A 15,734-nucleotide genomic window follows, 5' to 3' on the forward strand; every position below is an offset into this window, starting at 1 on the left:
AGAGTAGGTTAAAGGTCCGACCTTGGAGGTGATTTATCATGGGTTTCGATATAGCGGTTTACGTGAATGAGAATGGCGAAACGGCACCTTTAAACGCTCCGGGGAAATTGGTGGTGTACCGCAAAAGGCAGGGCAGCTGGAAGGTTTGCCGGGAAAAAAGTTTTAACCCTGCCTCCGTGGAGGGCATGGCGGGCTTGCGCCGGATGATGGACGAAATAGCCGATATAATGGGCAGCTGCAAAATATTTGTGGGACAAACGGTTACCGGCATACCTTATTACGAACTGGAAAAGTCCAATTGCACGGTATGGGAGATGCAGGGAAAACCTGGCGATTTTTTGGATTATATTCTATACTGTGCAGATGATGAACAAAGCTTAACCTCAAAAACTACCGCCGTTGTAATTCCGGTGCCGTCGGAGATTGGTGAAGGTCGCTATCGAGTTTCCATCAAAGAAATCCAGGACAGCGGTGGCGGTATTACCTCCAAACAGGTACTGCAGCCGTTTTTGCGCCGGGAGAAATTTTTTGAACTGGAAGTAATCTGCAGCCACGTTCCACCCTGGTTGGAGGCGGAATTTGCCGCAGGTGCGCTAAATGGTGAAATTTTAGAAGGAGGGAAAAAGATAATCATATCAAAAACCTGCTGTGGTTAATCATGGTATAGCAAAGAACGAGACGCCCAAAAGCTTCTCGTTCTTTGATCTTTAAAGTATAGTACTTGTGACCTCCAAGCAATCTTGAATAAGTTGGTTTATCACATTTAACACCTCCGGGAATTTTGTAAAAATGTAGCTGCCGCAGGGCTTCTTAATCGAATTTATAAGTCTATTTTCAGCATATCTTCTGATATTTGTGCCAGTCTTTCGGCCATAACTTTAATCTTTTCCAAATTCGCTGCCATCTCTTCAGTCGTGGCGGCTTGTTGCTGTGAAACCGCCGAGATTTCATGTGTATGTGTTGCAAAGCCCAGTATTGTTTCCTGAATATGTTTTAGCTTAGCACCAATTTCTTTTACCGACAGATTTGTTTTGCTTGCTAATTTGCGAATTTCCTCTGCCACTACATTAAACCCGCGCCCCTGGTCTCCAGCACGGGCTGCTTCAATGGCAGCATTTAAGCCTAACAGGTGTGTTTGGTTGGAAACCTCTTTAATTAAGGCAATTACAGTGTCCATGTCTTTTATGTCTTTTTCAATTTCTGAGGTATTGTCGGCCAGTTCCTGTGCCGTGGCGGCTAATTCCTCTGATGCGCTCATTAAATTGCTGCTGGTTGTGGAAATGTTATCAAGAAATGAATTTAAATCCAACGCCATATTGCTTAACTTTTCCTGCGCTTCTATTGATAAGCCGGTGGCTATGGCGCCGATGACGTTTCCCTTATCGTCAGTTACGGGTATGCCTTTCCCAATGTAGGGAGTTCCCAGCACTTCTTTGGGAATTCGTTTTACTTGTACCTTACCTGTTTTTATAATGGTGTCGGCAATACTTCCATTTTTAATGAGATCTCCCGGATTTACAGGTAACTTTAACTTTGTTCCCTGGAATACACAAAGGTATTTCTCTGTGTCAGTTAAGCTAAATACGTTTTCAACCCCCATTGTTTGATGAATGTAAGGTGCGACTTTTAATAATAATTGCAAATTATCATCTTTTTTCGAATTGGTATCGTTATTTATTGTCAACGCCTCCCCGCAATCTGAATATTAAATAAATTTGATAAATTATGATAAATTCCTGCAATATTTATTGTTTCAACCGGCACATCTAAAATATTTGCATCAGAAAACGTTATCTTTTCCTGGAAATTATAAAAATTATTTAATCATAAGAAAAATATTTTTTGAGGTTTTGGTTGAAATTTGTTAATTAATTAATTTTCATAAACTTGGTAAGGTGAGGCAATAATGGCAAAATTGAAAATTGCGGGGCGTCTTGGGCTGGGGCTTAATATTGGTGAAATAAGGGCAGCATCCGATTCAACATCCAGTTTAGCCGCCAAGGGCGCGTGTTTGCCGTGGTCGCGGAAGAGATCCGTCTGCTGGCCGAACAGTCGGCTGGCGCTGCTAAAGAAATTTACGGCCTGGTTAACGCTATCCGGCTGGAGACGCAAAAAGCCGTAGATATAATGGCTAAAGGCGGTAAAAATGTAGCTGACGGGGATAAGGTTGTACGGGAAGTCGGGCAAAACTTTAAAGATATTATTAGTGCGGTGCAGGCACTAAATGAGCAAATCAAAGAGGTAGCTTCGGTTGCGGGTCAAATGACTTCCGGAATTCAGGTAGCAGTAGCTTCCATTGAAGAGCAAACTGCCTCGACGGAGGAAGTCTCGGACTCTGCGGAATCATTAGATAGTTTAGCAGTGGAGCTAACCGATCTTGTGCAAAAATTTAAAGTGTAGAAAAACGAAAAAATTTTTTATAAAAAATTGCAAAACTTGCAGGAAACTTTATTATTTCGCTGAATAAGGTATTTATAAATGGTAGGATGGCTAGGACGGTAGGAAAAAGGGATGCATTTATTTTCAGGCATATTGATATTGATAATATAATATGCTTGGAGGAAAATGTTCTTCTTTTTAACTCCTACGGGGGTTTTTTTATTGCTTTAAATTTTTAAAACGGGAGGATGGTTGAAAGTGTTTAAATTGTTGCAGAAACGGCGGTTATTGTTATTACTGGTCTTTTTGGCGTCAGCGCTGTTGGTTGTTGTAACTGGCTGTTCATCTTCTAAAGCTCCGGCTGAACAGGGTAAACAGCAAGTGGTGGAACTCAAACTGGCCCACTTTTTCCCCAGCACGCACCCTGCCGAGACTGATTTAATCCAGCCCTGGGCCAAGGCTATTGAGGAAGCAACCAACGGACAGGTTAAAATTACAAGTTACCCCGGCGAAACGCTGCTAAAAGCAGATGCAATTTATGACGGGGTAGTCAACGGTATTGCCGACATCGGGCTTTCATGTTTTTCTTATACCAGGGGCCGTTTTCCGGTGCTTGAGGCCTTTGAATTACCCGGCATTACCTATAATAATTCCAAGGTTGCCAGCAATGTTGCCTGGGAAGGCATCCAAAAATTAAATCCTAAAGAGGTTCAGGATACCAAGCTGATGATGGTGATTACGACCGGCCCTGGCGACTTGTATACCAAAGTTCCGGTACGCACTCTTGATGATCTGAAAGGATTAGAAATCCGGGCAACCGGTCTTAGCGCCAAAACCCTGGAGTTACTGGGCGCCACCCCTGTAGCCATGCCCCAGTCCGATGCTTATGAAGCTTTATCCAAAGGGGTTGTAAAAGGCAACCTGGGACCTGTTGAGGTATTAAAAGGCTGGAAACAGGCTGAGGTGACCAAGTATTTAACCCGGACCCCATTCCTATACAACACTTTGTTCTTTTTAACCATGAATTTGGATAAATGGAATTCCTTGAGCCCGGAAAATCAAAAGGCCATAGAAGAAGTAAACAAAAAGTTCTTTAATGAAGTTGGCGCCGGGTTATGGGATAAACAAAACGAACCGGCACTCAAATGGGCGGTGGATGAAAAAGGCATGGAAGTGATAACACTGCCGGACGCGGAAAAAGAAAAATGGATTAGCCGAGTTAAACCTATCCAGGACGAGTTCGTGAAAAGTATGAATGAAAAAGGACTTAACGGCCAGGAAATTTTGGATACGGTTAAGAGTTTAGCTGATAAATATAATCAACAAGTCAAGTAATTTTGGAGGTCATTGGTGTCATGAAAAAGCTGTCGGGCTTGGTTGCCGGGTTTAGTAAATTTTTAGATCAGATAGCCGCATTTTGTATAGTATTGGTAATGCTGCTGACCGTTGTTAATATTATCCTGCGTGTGGCGGTCAGCCGTCCCATCCTGGGCGCATATGAGTTTGTGGGCTATTTAACCGCCGGAATGATCGGCCTGGCTCTGGCTTCATGCGCCCTGCAAAACGGCCATATTGCAGTTAGCTTTGTTGTTGATAAGTTTTCCAGAAGGATACAAGCCTGTGTTGACGTTTTTACCAATGTGCTGGCTGTTTCCTTCTGGGGGGTGGCGGCCTGGTACATTGGTAAATACGCGGGCAGCATGAGTGCAAGTGGAGTGGTGTCACCAACCTCGCAGATACCTTTCTATCCTTTTATTTACCTGGTATCATTTGGACTGGTGGCCCTGTGCCTGGTGCTGGTAATCAGACTATTCGAGTCAATCAGAAAGGCGGCTATTAATAAATGAACCCTGAAACAATAGGTTTGATTGGTATCCTGGCTTTCTTTGCGCTATTGGTATTAAGGATGCCAATCGCCTTTGCCATGGCACTGGTAGGCTTTGCCGGTTTCAGTGTGTTAACTTCAACGACTGCGGCATTTAGTATGGTGGCAAAGGAAACATATTTGACATTCTCATCGTATACCCTGAGTGTAGTTGCCATGTTTGTTTGGATGGGGTTCCTGGCTTATTACTCCGGCATAGGTTCAAAACTATATATTTTTGCGTATAAAATGATCGGACACCTGCCGGGCGGCCTGGCTATAGCAACCCAGGCCGCGTGTGCGGTGTTTGGAGCAATATGTGGCTCCAACACCGCTACGGCGGCTACCATGGGAGCTATAGCCCTGCCGGAAATGAAAAAGTATAAGTACGACATTTCACTGGCCACCGCCAGTGTGGCAGCCGGTGGGGTTCTGGGGGTGCTCATTCCCCCCAGCGTTATTTTTATTGTTTATGGGATGTCCACCGAGCAGTCTATTGGAGAATTATTTATGGCGGGTATTTTACCCGGCATACTGCTGATGTTGCTATACATGGCTGTAATTTATTTTTTAGTTGCCCGGAATCCCCAGCTTGGCCCGGCCGGACCGAAAGCAAGTTGGAAAGAAAGGGCGGCTTCTCTGCGCGGCGGTCTGGGTGAAGTGTTGGTGGTTTTTAGCCTGTCCATAGGCGGCCTTTTTGCCGGCTGGTTTACACCCACAGAAGCCGGTGCAGTGGGTGCAGCCGGAGTACTGGCTATCGCCTTGCTGGAAAGGCGCATCAGCTGGGATGGCTTTAAAAAATCCCTATTTGATACTACCAGGACCACAGCTATGATCATGCTGATGGTGGCGGGCGCAGTTATTTTCGGACGCTTTATGGCCGTAAGCAGGGTTCCCTTTGAACTGGCCAACTGGGCTGGTGCCCTGCCGTTTCCACCCTTTGTGGTTATGACTGTAATATTATTCATCTATCTCATCTTGGGCTGTTTTATCGACGCGCTGGCCCTGGTTTTATTAACCATCCCGATATTTTATCCCGTTGCTGTCAACATCCTGGGCTATGATCCTATTTGGTTTGGGGTTATTATCGTATTAGTGGTTGCCATGGGTGTCATTACGCCGCCTGTGGGCATGAATGTTTATGTGATCAAGGGGGTTGCCCCGGAGATACCTTTGGAAGTTATTTTCAAAGGTATTTGGCCCTTTTTATTTGCGTTATTTATTTGCCTGGCAATTTTAATTGTATTTCCGCAAATTGCCACCATATTGCCTCAAACGCTGTTGCATTAAAGAAAATCCGGTGGAAATGAGACTGATAAAATAGGACAGTGGGGGATAACATAGTCAAAACCATACTTAAGGTGGTCTTTGACTATGTCTCCGCTGCTCTACTTGGTTTTAGGTATAGTTATTGCTTTTATTTTGGCGCTAATTTTTTTTGCTTTGTCGGAATGATAGATGTTATGACGAGCTTAAGGCAAAAAGCCCCGGGTGGGGCTTTTTGGTGATTTGGGGGATAGAGGATTTATTTCTTATGGATTACTTATAAATTATCATTTTAGCCAGTAATAATCTGTCAGACAAATGACAAAATTTTAATGTTCATGATGTTAAATAAAAGTACATAAAAACAAATTTTTGAAAAATAATAAATTGGGGGAACGATAAAAACCAATAAAGGGGGATTAGCGGTTGAACCAGCATATTCACTGCATTATTAACAATTGCCATTATTGGACAAACGGAAACAAGTGTTCAGCTAATGAGATTCTGGTTGCCTCTGACGAATTTGGAGACAACCGTTCGGACGCCATTGATGCTACGATGGCCCAGCAGCTTACCCCTACTTCGGCTCAATCCTGCATGGCTACTTGCTGTAAAACCTTTGTTCCCAAAGGGTCTGCCAGAAAAACATCGGACGGCATTAACAAAATGTCATAATGCCAGAGCCAACCCGGTCGTAGGCCGGGTTCGGTTCTTTTATGAAGTGGTTTTTAAGGGTTGTCCAGGAGACCAAAAGGGTATATTATTTCTAAGAGTGTTAAATTTAAGAAACAGAGGGAGCTGGTACCTTGGAACAAACGAAAAAAATCATGTTGAACACTAGCAAAGGCGAAATTGAATTTGAATTATACCCGGACAAGATGCCTATTACAGTTGGTAACTTTTTAAAGCTAACAGAGGATGGTTTTTATAACGGGTTAACCTTTCACCGGGTTGAACACTGGGTGGTTCAAGGAGGAGACCCTAAGGGGAACGGCACGGGTGGTCCAGGGTGGACTATTAAATTCGAAACCCATAAGGATTTAAAAAACGTGCGTGGAGCGGTAGCCATGGCCAGATCGGCCAATCCTGATTCAGCTGGTTCCCAATTTTATATCCTAAAAACAGATGCCGGCTGGCTGGATGGACAATATGCCGTTTTTGGCAAGGTAATAAAAGGCATGGATGTTGTTGACAAATTGGAAATAGGAGATCAAATGAATGAAGTCAAGGTAATTGACTAATTTCTCCGGAACCGGGAAGCCAGGTATTAAACCGGGCTTACCCGGGCCGGTTTTATATTGCTTTGGTAAATACGGCAACAATAAGACCTGCTGCGGCTAAACAAGTACCAAGAACAAATTTAACGTTCCATTGCACAGACCGGTCAAGTTTATGCCCCATGTTATCTATGCGCTGGTTTAAATTAAGATACTCCTGGTGTCGTTCCTTATTTAAAATTAATAGTTTAGCCATGTTGCGTTCTAAATCTTCTGCCAGCTTTTTTTCAATTGAATTTAGCTGCTTGTGCATAGATTCAAGCTCTTTTTCTATTTTTTCTACATACCTTGATTCCCAATCCATTCTGATCTCACCTGCCCTGGATTATTGTTTTATTATATGTAAATAACCATAAAAAGGGACCGAAAGGAGTTTCGCGAAATGGCGCCAAGGAGCTTATGGGCCTTGCTTATACTTGTGATTTTTCTTGCAGGTTGTTCACTGCCAAAGTTATCAGCGGTAGATAAAGGAGTTGCAGCGGATCAGCAGGCAAGCGGGAAAGAAAAAAATAAACAAACTAAAACACCTGATATAGCTGTGGCTGCACCTCTGCCCGGCCAAAACGAAAGTACGGTTTATACGGTAGATCAATATAATAAAAATATTTCCGATGTTAAGTTGGCACTAAATACGTTAATTGACAGTCTGATTATCAACGACTTAAGCAAGGCTCAGTCTTGTATGATTGGCCTTGATGAAAGTGGCGGTGAAATAACTATAGAAAAGCTGCAGCAGGAAATGGAAAAGCTGCACCCGGTTGAATGGCAGTTAAAAGACTTCCATCCGGTGGGAAGCGACAAAGCCCTCGTGGAGGTCGATTATACGATGTCCGACGGAACGGTTAGGAGTACTGAACCTTTTAGCGTAATCAATCTTGGGGATCAATGGGCGGTCCATTTTAATTCTTTTGCCATGTCTTTTCACGGTGTAGCCAGCCATATGATAAAAGATTTAAAAAAACAGGGATAAAAAGAAAAATTCGGGACAATAATATAAATACTGCAGTGAGCAGTAACCAGCCTCCTAAATCTCTCTCAGCTACTCCGTCCGGGTGGACGGAGTTTTTTTCTTTAATGCTTTTGTTTATTCGGGAGGAATTACCGGGCTAAAAATGAATATTACATATGGAAAAGGGGGCGTTATATTTGGTGGAAAAAGGAAACAAAAATTTTTCCCAGCCGGTGCGGATTACTTTGGCTATGGCCATGTGGGCAGTAATTCTCTGGGTCCTGTCAATTGGCCACCCGGCTTTGGCTCAAGTAGCCCGGGCTGTGTTTATAATATTTGTTATTCCAACTGGATTGGTGGAATGGTTTAAATATAAAGGGATTGTTGGGGACAAAAGATCCGGTTTGATAAAAGTTCTGGGAATGGCCGGAGCGGCCGTGCTGTGGTACTTCGAATACCGTTAGCAAGAAACCTGCCTTTTCAGGCAGGTTTTATCAACATATAAGTTGCCGCGGCCGCGGCAAATGCCAGAGCTACGCTAACAATAACCCAGACAAGATCCTTTTTGACCCTTTTTACCACAGTTTCTGCGTTTCTTGTTTCCGTGGGAAAACTGTTGATTGTTTTGTTGCTGGTTGTTTTATTATTGATTGTCTTGCTCATGGAGCACCTCCTGTTGTTTTAAGGCCATTGCAGTGGAACCGAAACTACGTCCAGCATACTGCCGTCTTTGGGACTGGCCCAATAAACCTCTAATACGCCGTGTCCTTCTGCCGGAGGATCAAATTTAATGCTCATTTCAAAATTGCCTCGTTCCGGCGCGCCTGCCGTTGCTGTTGCGCAGCTTTTTGCCATAACATTACCCTTGTCATCCAGCAATCTGGCGCTGACCGCCCCTTCAAATACTCTGGCGCTGCCTTTGACCAGCAGTGGTACGCTGGCAACCTGGTTGGGTGTTGGGTGGGTTACCCAGATGGCGGGTTCGTAGACTTTGGAAAGATCCCTGGAAAACGGCTGCCCGTAAAGCCCTACATGTCCCCACCAGTCCATAGCGCGACCGTTTGTTTTACCATTAACCTGAAAAGCAACTTTTTCAATGTTGGGAAGTTCAGTTAATGTGTTGACGATACTTTGAATGCCCAGCGCTTCGCCTGCAGAACCGGTGTTTGTTTCCAGTACATTATCATTGAAGTTAACCGTGGCCAGCCCGTTTTCAATGGTTATGCCCAGCACTTTGGTTCCGGGTGCAAGAATGCTCTTTTTATCCCTGATTAATTCGGTCATGGCTGCTGAGGCTACATTTTTGGTATATGGAATAGAACGAACTTCCCTGACCAGATAAGCATCTTCTGCTGTAAATTTAACAAAGTAAAGTGCAAGGTTGATATCCGGTTGCTTTTTTTGCTCCTCATTTACATTGCCCGGTTGTTCGGATTTAACCGGCGATGGTCCCCTGGTACTGCATCCTACCATGGTTATTACAAATGAGAAAACTAAAAGCAACAATACTTTACGGCTTAACTGCAATGCTTCACTTCCTTTGTAAATTTAGAAGAAAATATATAACAGTATACCATTTTACCGGGGTCTTTTCCATACCATAAAAAAGCAAAGATCTCCTTCCGCGCGTATGGAAGGAGATCTTTTAATAAACAAATAACTTATTAATCATAAGGGATATATGAGTGGTGATCCGTTACTTTGCCGTTAGCCAAATACTCAAGCTTGCTTATAGCTTTTTTAATCGAATTGGCAAATATCCCCGAGGCGATGCCGACAACTGCAATTGTACCCATGATGATATAAAAATCCATCCAGTGTCCTTCCATCTGAATAATCCCCCTTTCAAAGTCAGAAGTATAATGTTTTTTTTAATGTATCACTATAATTTTATGTAGTCAACGAATTAATGCTGGTATACATTACATTTGCATAAGACAGCTGAATGGTTTATAATTACGTAATGTCAATATTTAAATATAATCGAAGTACGGCGGACAGTCGCTGCCGGCCGGTTAAAGCGGTTGGTAGAGGAAAGTCGAGACACGCACACCGGCGCATCATTGACCGGTGTAGTATGGTGCCCGGCGCAAGCCGGGGCAGGGCGACCTGACGACGACAAAAGAAACCCAACGGGTTTTGAGTAGTCATAAAGTGCCACAGAAACCAGGTCACCGGGTAACCGGTGAGTGCAAGGGTAAACTCCGCCAGCGTGCAACCCAAATAGGCGGCCTTTGAGCCGCGGGTAGGGGCACCCCCGTTAGGGGGAGGCAGACTGTGGTCTGCCTAGATAGATGACTGTCGAAACAGAATCTCGCTTACGGCCGTGCTTCGTTTATTTTAATATTGGCAAACGAATTTTTGAGTGTTAGTGTCAAACGATCTTGAAAAAATTTATCGTTTATGAGAATATAATATTACCTACTTGGTACGTAACCCCTTGTTTTTTTAACCTACAAAAGTAACAAGGGAGCTTTCGGTCCGGGTGCTTATGTCAAGCCGCCAAGTATTGCGGAAGACAGAACCAGCCGGCCGGGCACCCACCTGTGAGAGGTGGGTTGATAAAAAGCTGGTGGGTTACGGCTTGGTGGGGAATATGTTTTTAATGGGTCTTCGCTTTATTGCGGGGGCCCTTTGTTTTTAATAAATTATTTTCAGAATATTCAAGCCTGATATTGACAATATAGAGAACTTTAGATTAAACTTGAGGTAACTAAATAGTTACTTGTGAGGTGTCTATGGGGGGAAGAGGTAACAGGCAGGAAGATACTAAGGAGCGGCTCTTGTTCTGTGCAGAAAGAATCTTTGCGCAAAAAGGTTTGGATGGTGCCCGGGTGGATGAAATAGCAGCCGAGGCTAAAGTCAATAAAAGGATGATTTACCACTACTACCAAAGTAAAGAAAACCTGTATACTGAAGTTTTAAAATATAACTTTGGCAAGATTTATGCTCTGGGTGAAAAAGTATTCGATTCCGCCGCCAGTCCTCTGGACAACCTGTGTATAATCATTCGGGAATATTTTTATTTTTTGGCGAATAACGAAAATTTTGTGCGGTTACTCAGCTGGGAGAACCTTTACGGCAGTAAGCAAGCCGGGCGGTTGCTGCCGGGGTATCTGAAGAACGCCATGCCCGGTCTGCGAAAAATTTTTAAGGACGGGGTAAGCCAGGGGCAAATCCGTCCCGATGTTGACGTCAACCAGCTAATCATAAGTATCCACGGGCTTTGCCTGGTCTACCTCACCAGAAGAGAATTGTTGTATTCTCTTTGGAGGGAAGATATGGTTTCACCAGTCCGGTTGGAGGAAAGGTTAAAGCATATTATCAATTTAGTCTTACATGGTGTTGCTGTTAGTATTAGTGAATGATAATTCATTCATTAAATTGCATTTAGATAGATGCGGTGCCGTAAACGCGCCGATCTTATAAAGTACCATATTAAAGGGGGATTATAATTAATGAGCATGAAAGAAGTTTTTGCAGGTATCCAGGAAAAACTAAACGCTGACCCTTCCAAAATGGCCGGCCTTACAGCCACGTACCAGTTTAGCCTTTCCGGTGATGGCGGCGGAGAATACTTTGTTGTTTTTGATAATGGGACAGCCCAGGTAAACGAAGGCACGGCAGACAACCCCAACATTACTATTTCCATGGAAGCAGCTGATTTTCAAGATATGGTAGATGGCAAGCTGGACGGCATGGGCGCGTTTATGAGCGGCAAATTGAAAGTAACCGGCGACATGTCACTGGCAATGCGCCTGCAAACACTTTTAAGCTAATTGGAGATTATCTAAGCCGGAGGGGTTTCCCCTCCGGTTAATTGTTATTTTAAAAATTTTCTTTTGACCCCCGGCAGGGTTATACTGGATAATGAAGAAAATGTATGCACAAAATAAAATAACTGACGGGAGGGAATAAAATGCCTCATCATGTTAAATGGCTGGGACATGCTGCATGTATGATCAAAACCCAAAGCGGCAAAGTTGTTCTTATTGATCCCTGGATTACGGGCAATCCCGCTTGTCCGGTTAAGAAGGAAGAATTGAAGCAGGCAGACTTGATTTTAGTTACCCATGACCATTTTGATCATATGGGTTCAGACATTCCGGACCTGGTTAAGGCTACCGGCGCCACTGTGATTGCGCAGCCGGAACTCTGCAGTGCGCTGCAGGAGGCCGGGGTTGGTGCAGAAAATATTATTAACGGGATGGGTATGAATATCGGGGGAACAGTAGAAGTAGCCGGGATCAAGGTGATAATGACCCAGGCTTTCCACTCGGGGACAGCGGGAGAGGCTGTTGGCTATATAATCATCCTGGAAGACGGCAAAACCATATACCATGCCGGAGATACAGGTATTTTTGCCAGCATGGAGTTGCTTGGCCAAATTTATCCCATTGACCTGGCCCTGCTGCCCATTGGCAGTGTGTTCGTCATGGACCCGGTGCAGGCTGCCTATAGCCTGACTTTGTTAAAACCGCGCGTAGCCGTTCCAATCCATTTCGGAACATTCCCCATCTTAGTTCAGGATGGTGCAGGATTTGCCAAACTTGCTGCTGAAAAAGCGCCGGAAGTCAAAGTGGAGGTTCTGAAACCCGGAGAAGAAATTACTTTATAACTTATAAATTATAGGTGGTATGAGAAGTGTTGAAAGATATCCGTATTCTGGATTTAACCCGCCTTCTTCCCGGCCCTTATGCCAGTATGCTGCTGGCGGACCTGGGTGCCGAAGTGATAAAAATAGAGGAACCTGACACCGGAGATTATATGCGCCATTTTATGCCCCGGGTCGGTGACACCAGTGTGTTTTTTCTGGCGGTCAACCGAAACAAAAAAAGTATTACCCTTAATTTAAAAAAAGAACGGGGCAAAGAAATCTTCTTATCACTGGTCAAAAGGGCCGACGTAGTATTCGAAGGTTTTAGGCCGGGCGTAATGGATGCGCTGGGTTTGGGCTATCAAGACCTGCAAAAAGTTAACCCCGGTATTGTCTACTGCTCACTTTCGGGGTACGGCCAGGACGGTCCCTACCGGGATAAGGCGGGGCATGACATCAATTATATGTCTGTAAGCGGCGCCCTCGGCATTACCGGATTAAGGGGAGCCCAGCCGGTGGTTCCCGGAATTCAGGTGGCGGACTTAACGGGTGGAATGTTTTCCGTAATCAGTATTCTGGCGGCCCTCTGGCAAAAACAAAGGGATGGGCAGGGGAATTATGTGGACGTGTCAATGACTGATGGATTGTTCTCAATGATGTCCATTCACCTGGCCAATTTGGCGGCTACAGGTACGCCGGCGGCCCGGGGCGACATGATGTTGTCAGGTGCACTTACCTGTTATAACATCTACCGGACCAAAGACAGCGGCTATGTGGCGCTGGGTGCCCTTGAGGCTAAATTTTGGAAAAATTTCTGTACCGGTATTGGGCGGGAGGACCTGGCGGCAGGCCATCTATCGCGGGCAGTGGAGGAAGACCAGGTATACAAAGAGGTAAGGGACATATTCCTCTCCCGGACCACGGCTCAGTGGCAGGAATTTTCCGGCAAGGTGGATTGCTGTCTAACTGTAGTAAGCGATGCGGAAAGCGTAATGAACGGTGAATATGCCAGTGCACGGAGGATCTTTTTAGATGTTCCTGCTCCGAATGGAAAAAACATGAAACAGGTGCGTAACCCCATGGTTTTTGGGCAGCCGCGTGACGGAGATGTATTGCCGCCTCCCGCCCTTGGCCAGCATAACGCCGAAATCTACGGGGCACTGGGCCTTGACGAGCAAGAGCTGGAATTATTAAAACGCGATGGAGTGGTTTAAAGAATAAATTTTCACCAGGGGAAAAAAATAAACCCGGGGTGATATTATGGAAATAGAAACAACCTGGGATAAATGGAAGAAAACGCTAAGCCGGGCGGTTGAGGCAGCTGAGTTCGCGGGCATGTCTGAAAAGACAATTGATGAAATAGCTTACAGGCTGGGAGACTTTCTGGCCAACAAGATAGACCCGGGCAATAGGGAGCAAAAGTTACTCAATGAGCTTTGGGCTGAAGCCGGCGAAAACGAGAAGAGGGTTCTCGCCTCGTTGATCGTACGTATGGTGGTGGATAAAGATAATTAACCAAGCACCACTTGCACCGGCAGGTTGTTTTCCTCCCGGTAGCGGGAATCTTCCACCACCAACTCATAAATCCGGTGGTCCTTCAACATAATCTTCCAGGCTTCTTCTACCGTGCTGATAAAGCCCTGATGAAGGGGTATGCTTTGTGTAATCAGCGGGCACCGGTACGGCAAATCAAGGGTCTCATAAATCATGAGCAATTCCCCGTTTAACTGCAGGTGGGGAGTGACGGGGAAAAAACGGCAGGCCAGGGGACGAGCCTCCCTGGGGCATTGTCCGGTGCAGCGAATAAAAAAAACCGGGTTGGGCCAGGATGCTGGGAAAAACTGCTCGGCAGGATCCTGTTCCTCCCAGAGCAACCAATCCTCCTGTCTGGTAAACATCACTTCTTCACCCGGGAATAAATACATGCCCAGCTCGTTATTTTTCCCGGGGCGGCAGCAGGTTTTGCCGCATAGTAATCCGCAGTCCCCGGCCAGTGGTGTGAATTTTGCCGTAATTTGGTACAGGTGCCGGTAATCCTTTGATGAGAGCATTGCCAACCTCCACGCAAAATTATAGTTCTTCCCGCCCATGGATTTTTTCCTTTAAATCTTCTGCTTCCCCATAACTATCAAGGAGTAGGCCGGCTATTTCGCCGTCGATTGCCCGGCTTTTAACTTGTCCAACTAAAATCTTTTCGATTTCGTTTCTGGACATTCCCTGGCGGTAAGGCCGGTCTTCAATTAGAGCGCTGAAAATATCGGCGACGGCCATGACACGTGACCCGGTAGTCAGTTCTTTACCTGTCAGGTGAAAGGGATAGCCCGTTCCATCCAACTTTTCATGATGGTATGATGCCCAGCTGTTAATTTCCTCAAAGCAGTCTATATTGCTCAGGATCTGGTAAGTAATGTAGGTATGCTGTTTGATCACATTATACTCTACTTTGTTTAATCTGCCCGGCTTTTCCAGGATCTCATCCGGAATGCTCAGTTTACCCAGGTCGTGAAGCAGGCCGGCGATATACATATTATTTTGCTGTTCCTTATCAAATCCTATTTTCTCCGCCAGGAATCTTGCCACTTCAGCTACCAGCTGTGAGTGTCTGAAAGTGAAAGGGCTTTTCCCGTCAATAATTTTGGAAAAAATTAGACTGATGCCGGTTATTTCATCCTGGTTGACGGTTACCGGACAATTGCCTAAATTTTGTTCCAGCCGGGATTGTATAAACTGGTTGGTTAAATCCAGCCACAGGCATTCTTTTTGGGCGATATGGCTAAAAGCCTCAACCAGCCCGGGGTCAAACATGGTGCCGGATTTGGATTGAATTTTTTCAACTATTTCATCCCGGTGATCAAGAATATTGCCCGGTTTTTGTGCTAATATGTCAACGCGGTCGGCAAGATAGATGATACGGCTGGCCAGAGGTATCAAGTTGCCCGACAGTCCGGAAAAGTTTTGGCCGTCCCAATTGTCATGGTGGTGCCGGACGATGCCGGCCAGCGGCTTTAAGATCCGTACCGAATCAAGCAGGTTGAAACCCCTTTCACAGTGTTCCCAGGGGTTATTTACTTCAAAATGCTCCAGGTTGGCTTTCTCCCGGAAAGTGCTGGACCCGGCGTCATGGATGATGGCACTGCAGAACAATGGAAGGTATTCTTCTCCAGACAATTGTAGTTCTTCCGCCAGGTACAGTGCCAGCAGCGCTACCCGCTGGTGATGGCGCATCAGCCCATGACGATTGTAATCCATGGCCAGGGAAAAGGCGCTAAGCAATTTGTATAATTGAATTTTTAGTTGATCAGCCAATAGTTTTTCTCCTTCTTAAATAAGTATCCTAATCCCATATTGAGATAGATTCGCTACGCTCGCAATGACATTAATGAAAAAGAGGAGGCGTGTCAT

The 15,734-nt window shown here is 45.0% G+C and carries 21 protein-coding genes and 2 other RNA genes; 16 read left to right on the forward strand and 7 right to left on the reverse strand.

What is annotated here, in order from left to right; all coding sequences use genetic code 11:
* The first annotated feature begins 38 nt into the window (after nt 1–38).
* The gene (locus H569_RS0110135) at nt 39–656 is read left to right on the forward strand and encodes a Fe-only nitrogenase accessory AnfO family protein (protein ID WP_027364907.1); all 618 of its coding nucleotides are present in this window, start codon (nt 39–41) and stop codon (nt 654–656) included.
* Between the two features lie 164 nt (nt 657–820).
* On the opposite strand, the gene H569_RS20010 is transcribed toward H569_RS0110135, so the two are convergent.
* On the reverse strand, nt 821–1,684 hold the full coding sequence (locus H569_RS20010) for a methyl-accepting chemotaxis protein (protein WP_051273566.1): 864 nt from the start codon (nt 1,682–1,684) through the stop codon (nt 821–823).
* Between the two features lie 323 nt (nt 1,685–2,007).
* On the opposite strand from H569_RS20010, the gene H569_RS0110145 reads away from it, so the two are divergent.
* The 6 genes from H569_RS0110145 (at nt 2,008) to H569_RS0110180 (ending at nt 6,750) form a co-directional block, all read left to right on the forward strand.
* Complete coding sequence (locus H569_RS0110145; protein ID WP_027364908.1) at nt 2,008–2,400, forward strand: methyl-accepting chemotaxis protein; 393 nt, start codon at nt 2,008–2,010, stop codon at nt 2,398–2,400.
* Nucleotides 2,401–2,637: 237 nt separating this feature from the next.
* Complete coding sequence (locus H569_RS0110155) at nt 2,638–3,714, forward strand: TRAP transporter substrate-binding protein (protein ID WP_034630192.1); 1,077 nt, start codon at nt 2,638–2,640, stop codon at nt 3,712–3,714.
* Nucleotides 3,715–3,734: 20 nt separating this feature from the next.
* The gene (locus H569_RS0110160) at nt 3,735–4,226 is read left to right on the forward strand and encodes a TRAP transporter small permease (protein WP_027364910.1); all 492 of its coding nucleotides are present in this window, start codon (nt 3,735–3,737) and stop codon (nt 4,224–4,226) included.
* Nucleotides 4,223–5,533 (forward strand): TRAP transporter large permease, encoded by a 1,311-nt coding sequence (locus tag H569_RS0110165; RefSeq protein WP_027364911.1) that lies wholly within the window; start codon nt 4,223–4,225, stop codon nt 5,531–5,533. The genes H569_RS0110160 and H569_RS0110165 overlap by 4 nt, the downstream gene beginning before the upstream one ends.
* Before the next feature lie 402 nt (nt 5,534–5,935).
* Nucleotides 5,936–6,184 carry a DUF1540 domain-containing protein gene (locus H569_RS0110175; RefSeq protein ID WP_027364912.1) on the forward strand — a complete coding sequence of 83 codons (249 nt, stop codon included), beginning with the start codon at nt 5,936–5,938 and terminating at the stop codon, nt 6,182–6,184.
* A 152-nt stretch (nt 6,185–6,336) separates the two neighbouring features.
* Complete coding sequence (locus H569_RS0110180; protein WP_027364913.1) at nt 6,337–6,750, forward strand: peptidylprolyl isomerase; 414 nt, start codon at nt 6,337–6,339, stop codon at nt 6,748–6,750.
* A 52-nt stretch (nt 6,751–6,802) separates the two neighbouring features.
* Here the strand turns inward: H569_RS0110180 and H569_RS0110185 are convergent, their stop codons facing one another.
* Nucleotides 6,803–7,090, reverse strand: a complete 288-nt coding sequence (locus H569_RS0110185) for a hypothetical protein (RefSeq protein WP_027364914.1) — start codon at nt 7,088–7,090, stop codon at nt 6,803–6,805.
* A gap of 78 nt (nt 7,091–7,168) precedes the next feature.
* Here H569_RS0110185 and H569_RS0110190 point away from each other — a divergent pair, with 78 nt between their 5' ends.
* Both H569_RS0110190 and H569_RS0110195 read left to right on the forward strand, forming a co-directional pair.
* The gene (locus H569_RS0110190; RefSeq protein WP_027364915.1) at nt 7,169–7,756 is read left to right on the forward strand and encodes a hypothetical protein; all 588 of its coding nucleotides are present in this window, start codon (nt 7,169–7,171) and stop codon (nt 7,754–7,756) included.
* A 176-nt stretch (nt 7,757–7,932) separates the two neighbouring features.
* A complete protein-coding gene (locus tag H569_RS0110195; protein WP_027364916.1) occupies nt 7,933–8,199 on the forward strand; it encodes a hypothetical protein in 267 nt (88 codons plus the stop codon).
* A gap of 16 nt (nt 8,200–8,215) precedes the next feature.
* Here the strand turns inward: H569_RS0110195 and H569_RS0110200 are convergent, their stop codons facing one another.
* From H569_RS0110200 to H569_RS22515, 3 genes are all read right to left on the reverse strand, one after another.
* Nucleotides 8,216–8,398, reverse strand: a complete 183-nt coding sequence (locus H569_RS0110200) for a hypothetical protein (RefSeq protein ID WP_027364917.1) — start codon at nt 8,396–8,398, stop codon at nt 8,216–8,218.
* 18 nt (nt 8,399–8,416) lie between these two features.
* A complete protein-coding gene (locus H569_RS0110205; protein WP_027364918.1) occupies nt 8,417–9,262 on the reverse strand; it encodes a Gmad2 immunoglobulin-like domain-containing protein in 846 nt (281 codons plus the stop codon).
* 137 nt (nt 9,263–9,399) lie between these two features.
* Nucleotides 9,400–9,564: a hypothetical protein gene (locus H569_RS22515; RefSeq protein WP_157833510.1), complete on the reverse strand. Its 165-nt coding sequence runs from the start codon at nt 9,562–9,564 to the stop codon at nt 9,400–9,402.
* 160 nt (nt 9,565–9,724) lie between these two features.
* Between H569_RS22515 and rnpB the strand changes: the two genes are divergently transcribed.
* From rnpB to H569_RS0110240, 7 genes are all read left to right on the forward strand, one after another.
* Nucleotides 9,725–10,061: RNase P RNA component class B (gene rnpB, locus H569_RS21795), an RNA gene on the forward strand.
* An 89-nt stretch (nt 10,062–10,150) separates the two neighbouring features.
* Nucleotides 10,151–10,333, forward strand: a non-coding RNA gene (gene ssrS / locus H569_RS21800) — 6S RNA.
* A gap of 140 nt (nt 10,334–10,473) precedes the next feature.
* Nucleotides 10,474–11,103 carry a TetR/AcrR family transcriptional regulator gene (locus H569_RS0110220; RefSeq protein WP_027364919.1) on the forward strand — a complete coding sequence of 210 codons (630 nt, stop codon included), beginning with the start codon at nt 10,474–10,476 and terminating at the stop codon, nt 11,101–11,103.
* Nucleotides 11,104–11,193: 90 nt separating this feature from the next.
* Entirely contained in the window at nt 11,194–11,514 is a 321-nt protein-coding gene (locus H569_RS0110225) for an SCP2 sterol-binding domain-containing protein (RefSeq protein WP_027364920.1), read from the forward strand.
* A 140-nt stretch (nt 11,515–11,654) separates the two neighbouring features.
* Nucleotides 11,655–12,353, forward strand: a complete 699-nt coding sequence (locus tag H569_RS0110230) for a metal-dependent hydrolase (RefSeq protein WP_027364921.1) — start codon at nt 11,655–11,657, stop codon at nt 12,351–12,353.
* 26 nt (nt 12,354–12,379) lie between these two features.
* Nucleotides 12,380–13,546 carry a CaiB/BaiF CoA transferase family protein gene (locus H569_RS0110235; protein ID WP_027364922.1) on the forward strand — a complete coding sequence of 389 codons (1,167 nt, stop codon included), beginning with the start codon at nt 12,380–12,382 and terminating at the stop codon, nt 13,544–13,546.
* A 46-nt stretch (nt 13,547–13,592) separates the two neighbouring features.
* Entirely contained in the window at nt 13,593–13,847 is a 255-nt protein-coding gene (locus H569_RS0110240; protein ID WP_027364923.1) for a DUF3243 domain-containing protein, read from the forward strand.
* On the opposite strand, the gene H569_RS0110245 is transcribed toward H569_RS0110240, so the two are convergent.
* Both H569_RS0110245 and H569_RS0110250 read right to left on the reverse strand, forming a co-directional pair.
* The gene (locus H569_RS0110245) at nt 13,844–14,383 is read right to left on the reverse strand and encodes a hypothetical protein (RefSeq protein ID WP_051273569.1); all 540 of its coding nucleotides are present in this window, start codon (nt 14,381–14,383) and stop codon (nt 13,844–13,846) included. The two genes, H569_RS0110240 and H569_RS0110245, sit on opposite strands and share 4 nt — an antisense overlap.
* A 19-nt stretch (nt 14,384–14,402) precedes the next feature.
* Nucleotides 14,403–15,638 (reverse strand): HD-GYP domain-containing protein, encoded by a 1,236-nt coding sequence (locus tag H569_RS0110250; RefSeq protein WP_027364925.1) that lies wholly within the window; start codon nt 15,636–15,638, stop codon nt 14,403–14,405.
* Nucleotides 15,639–15,734: the final 96 nt, after the last annotated feature.

Origin of the sequence: Desulfotruncus alcoholivorax DSM 16058 (assembly GCF_000430885.1) — a bacterium.
GTDB lineage: Bacteria > Bacillota > Desulfotomaculia > Desulfotomaculales > Desulfallaceae > Desulfotruncus > Desulfotruncus alcoholivorax.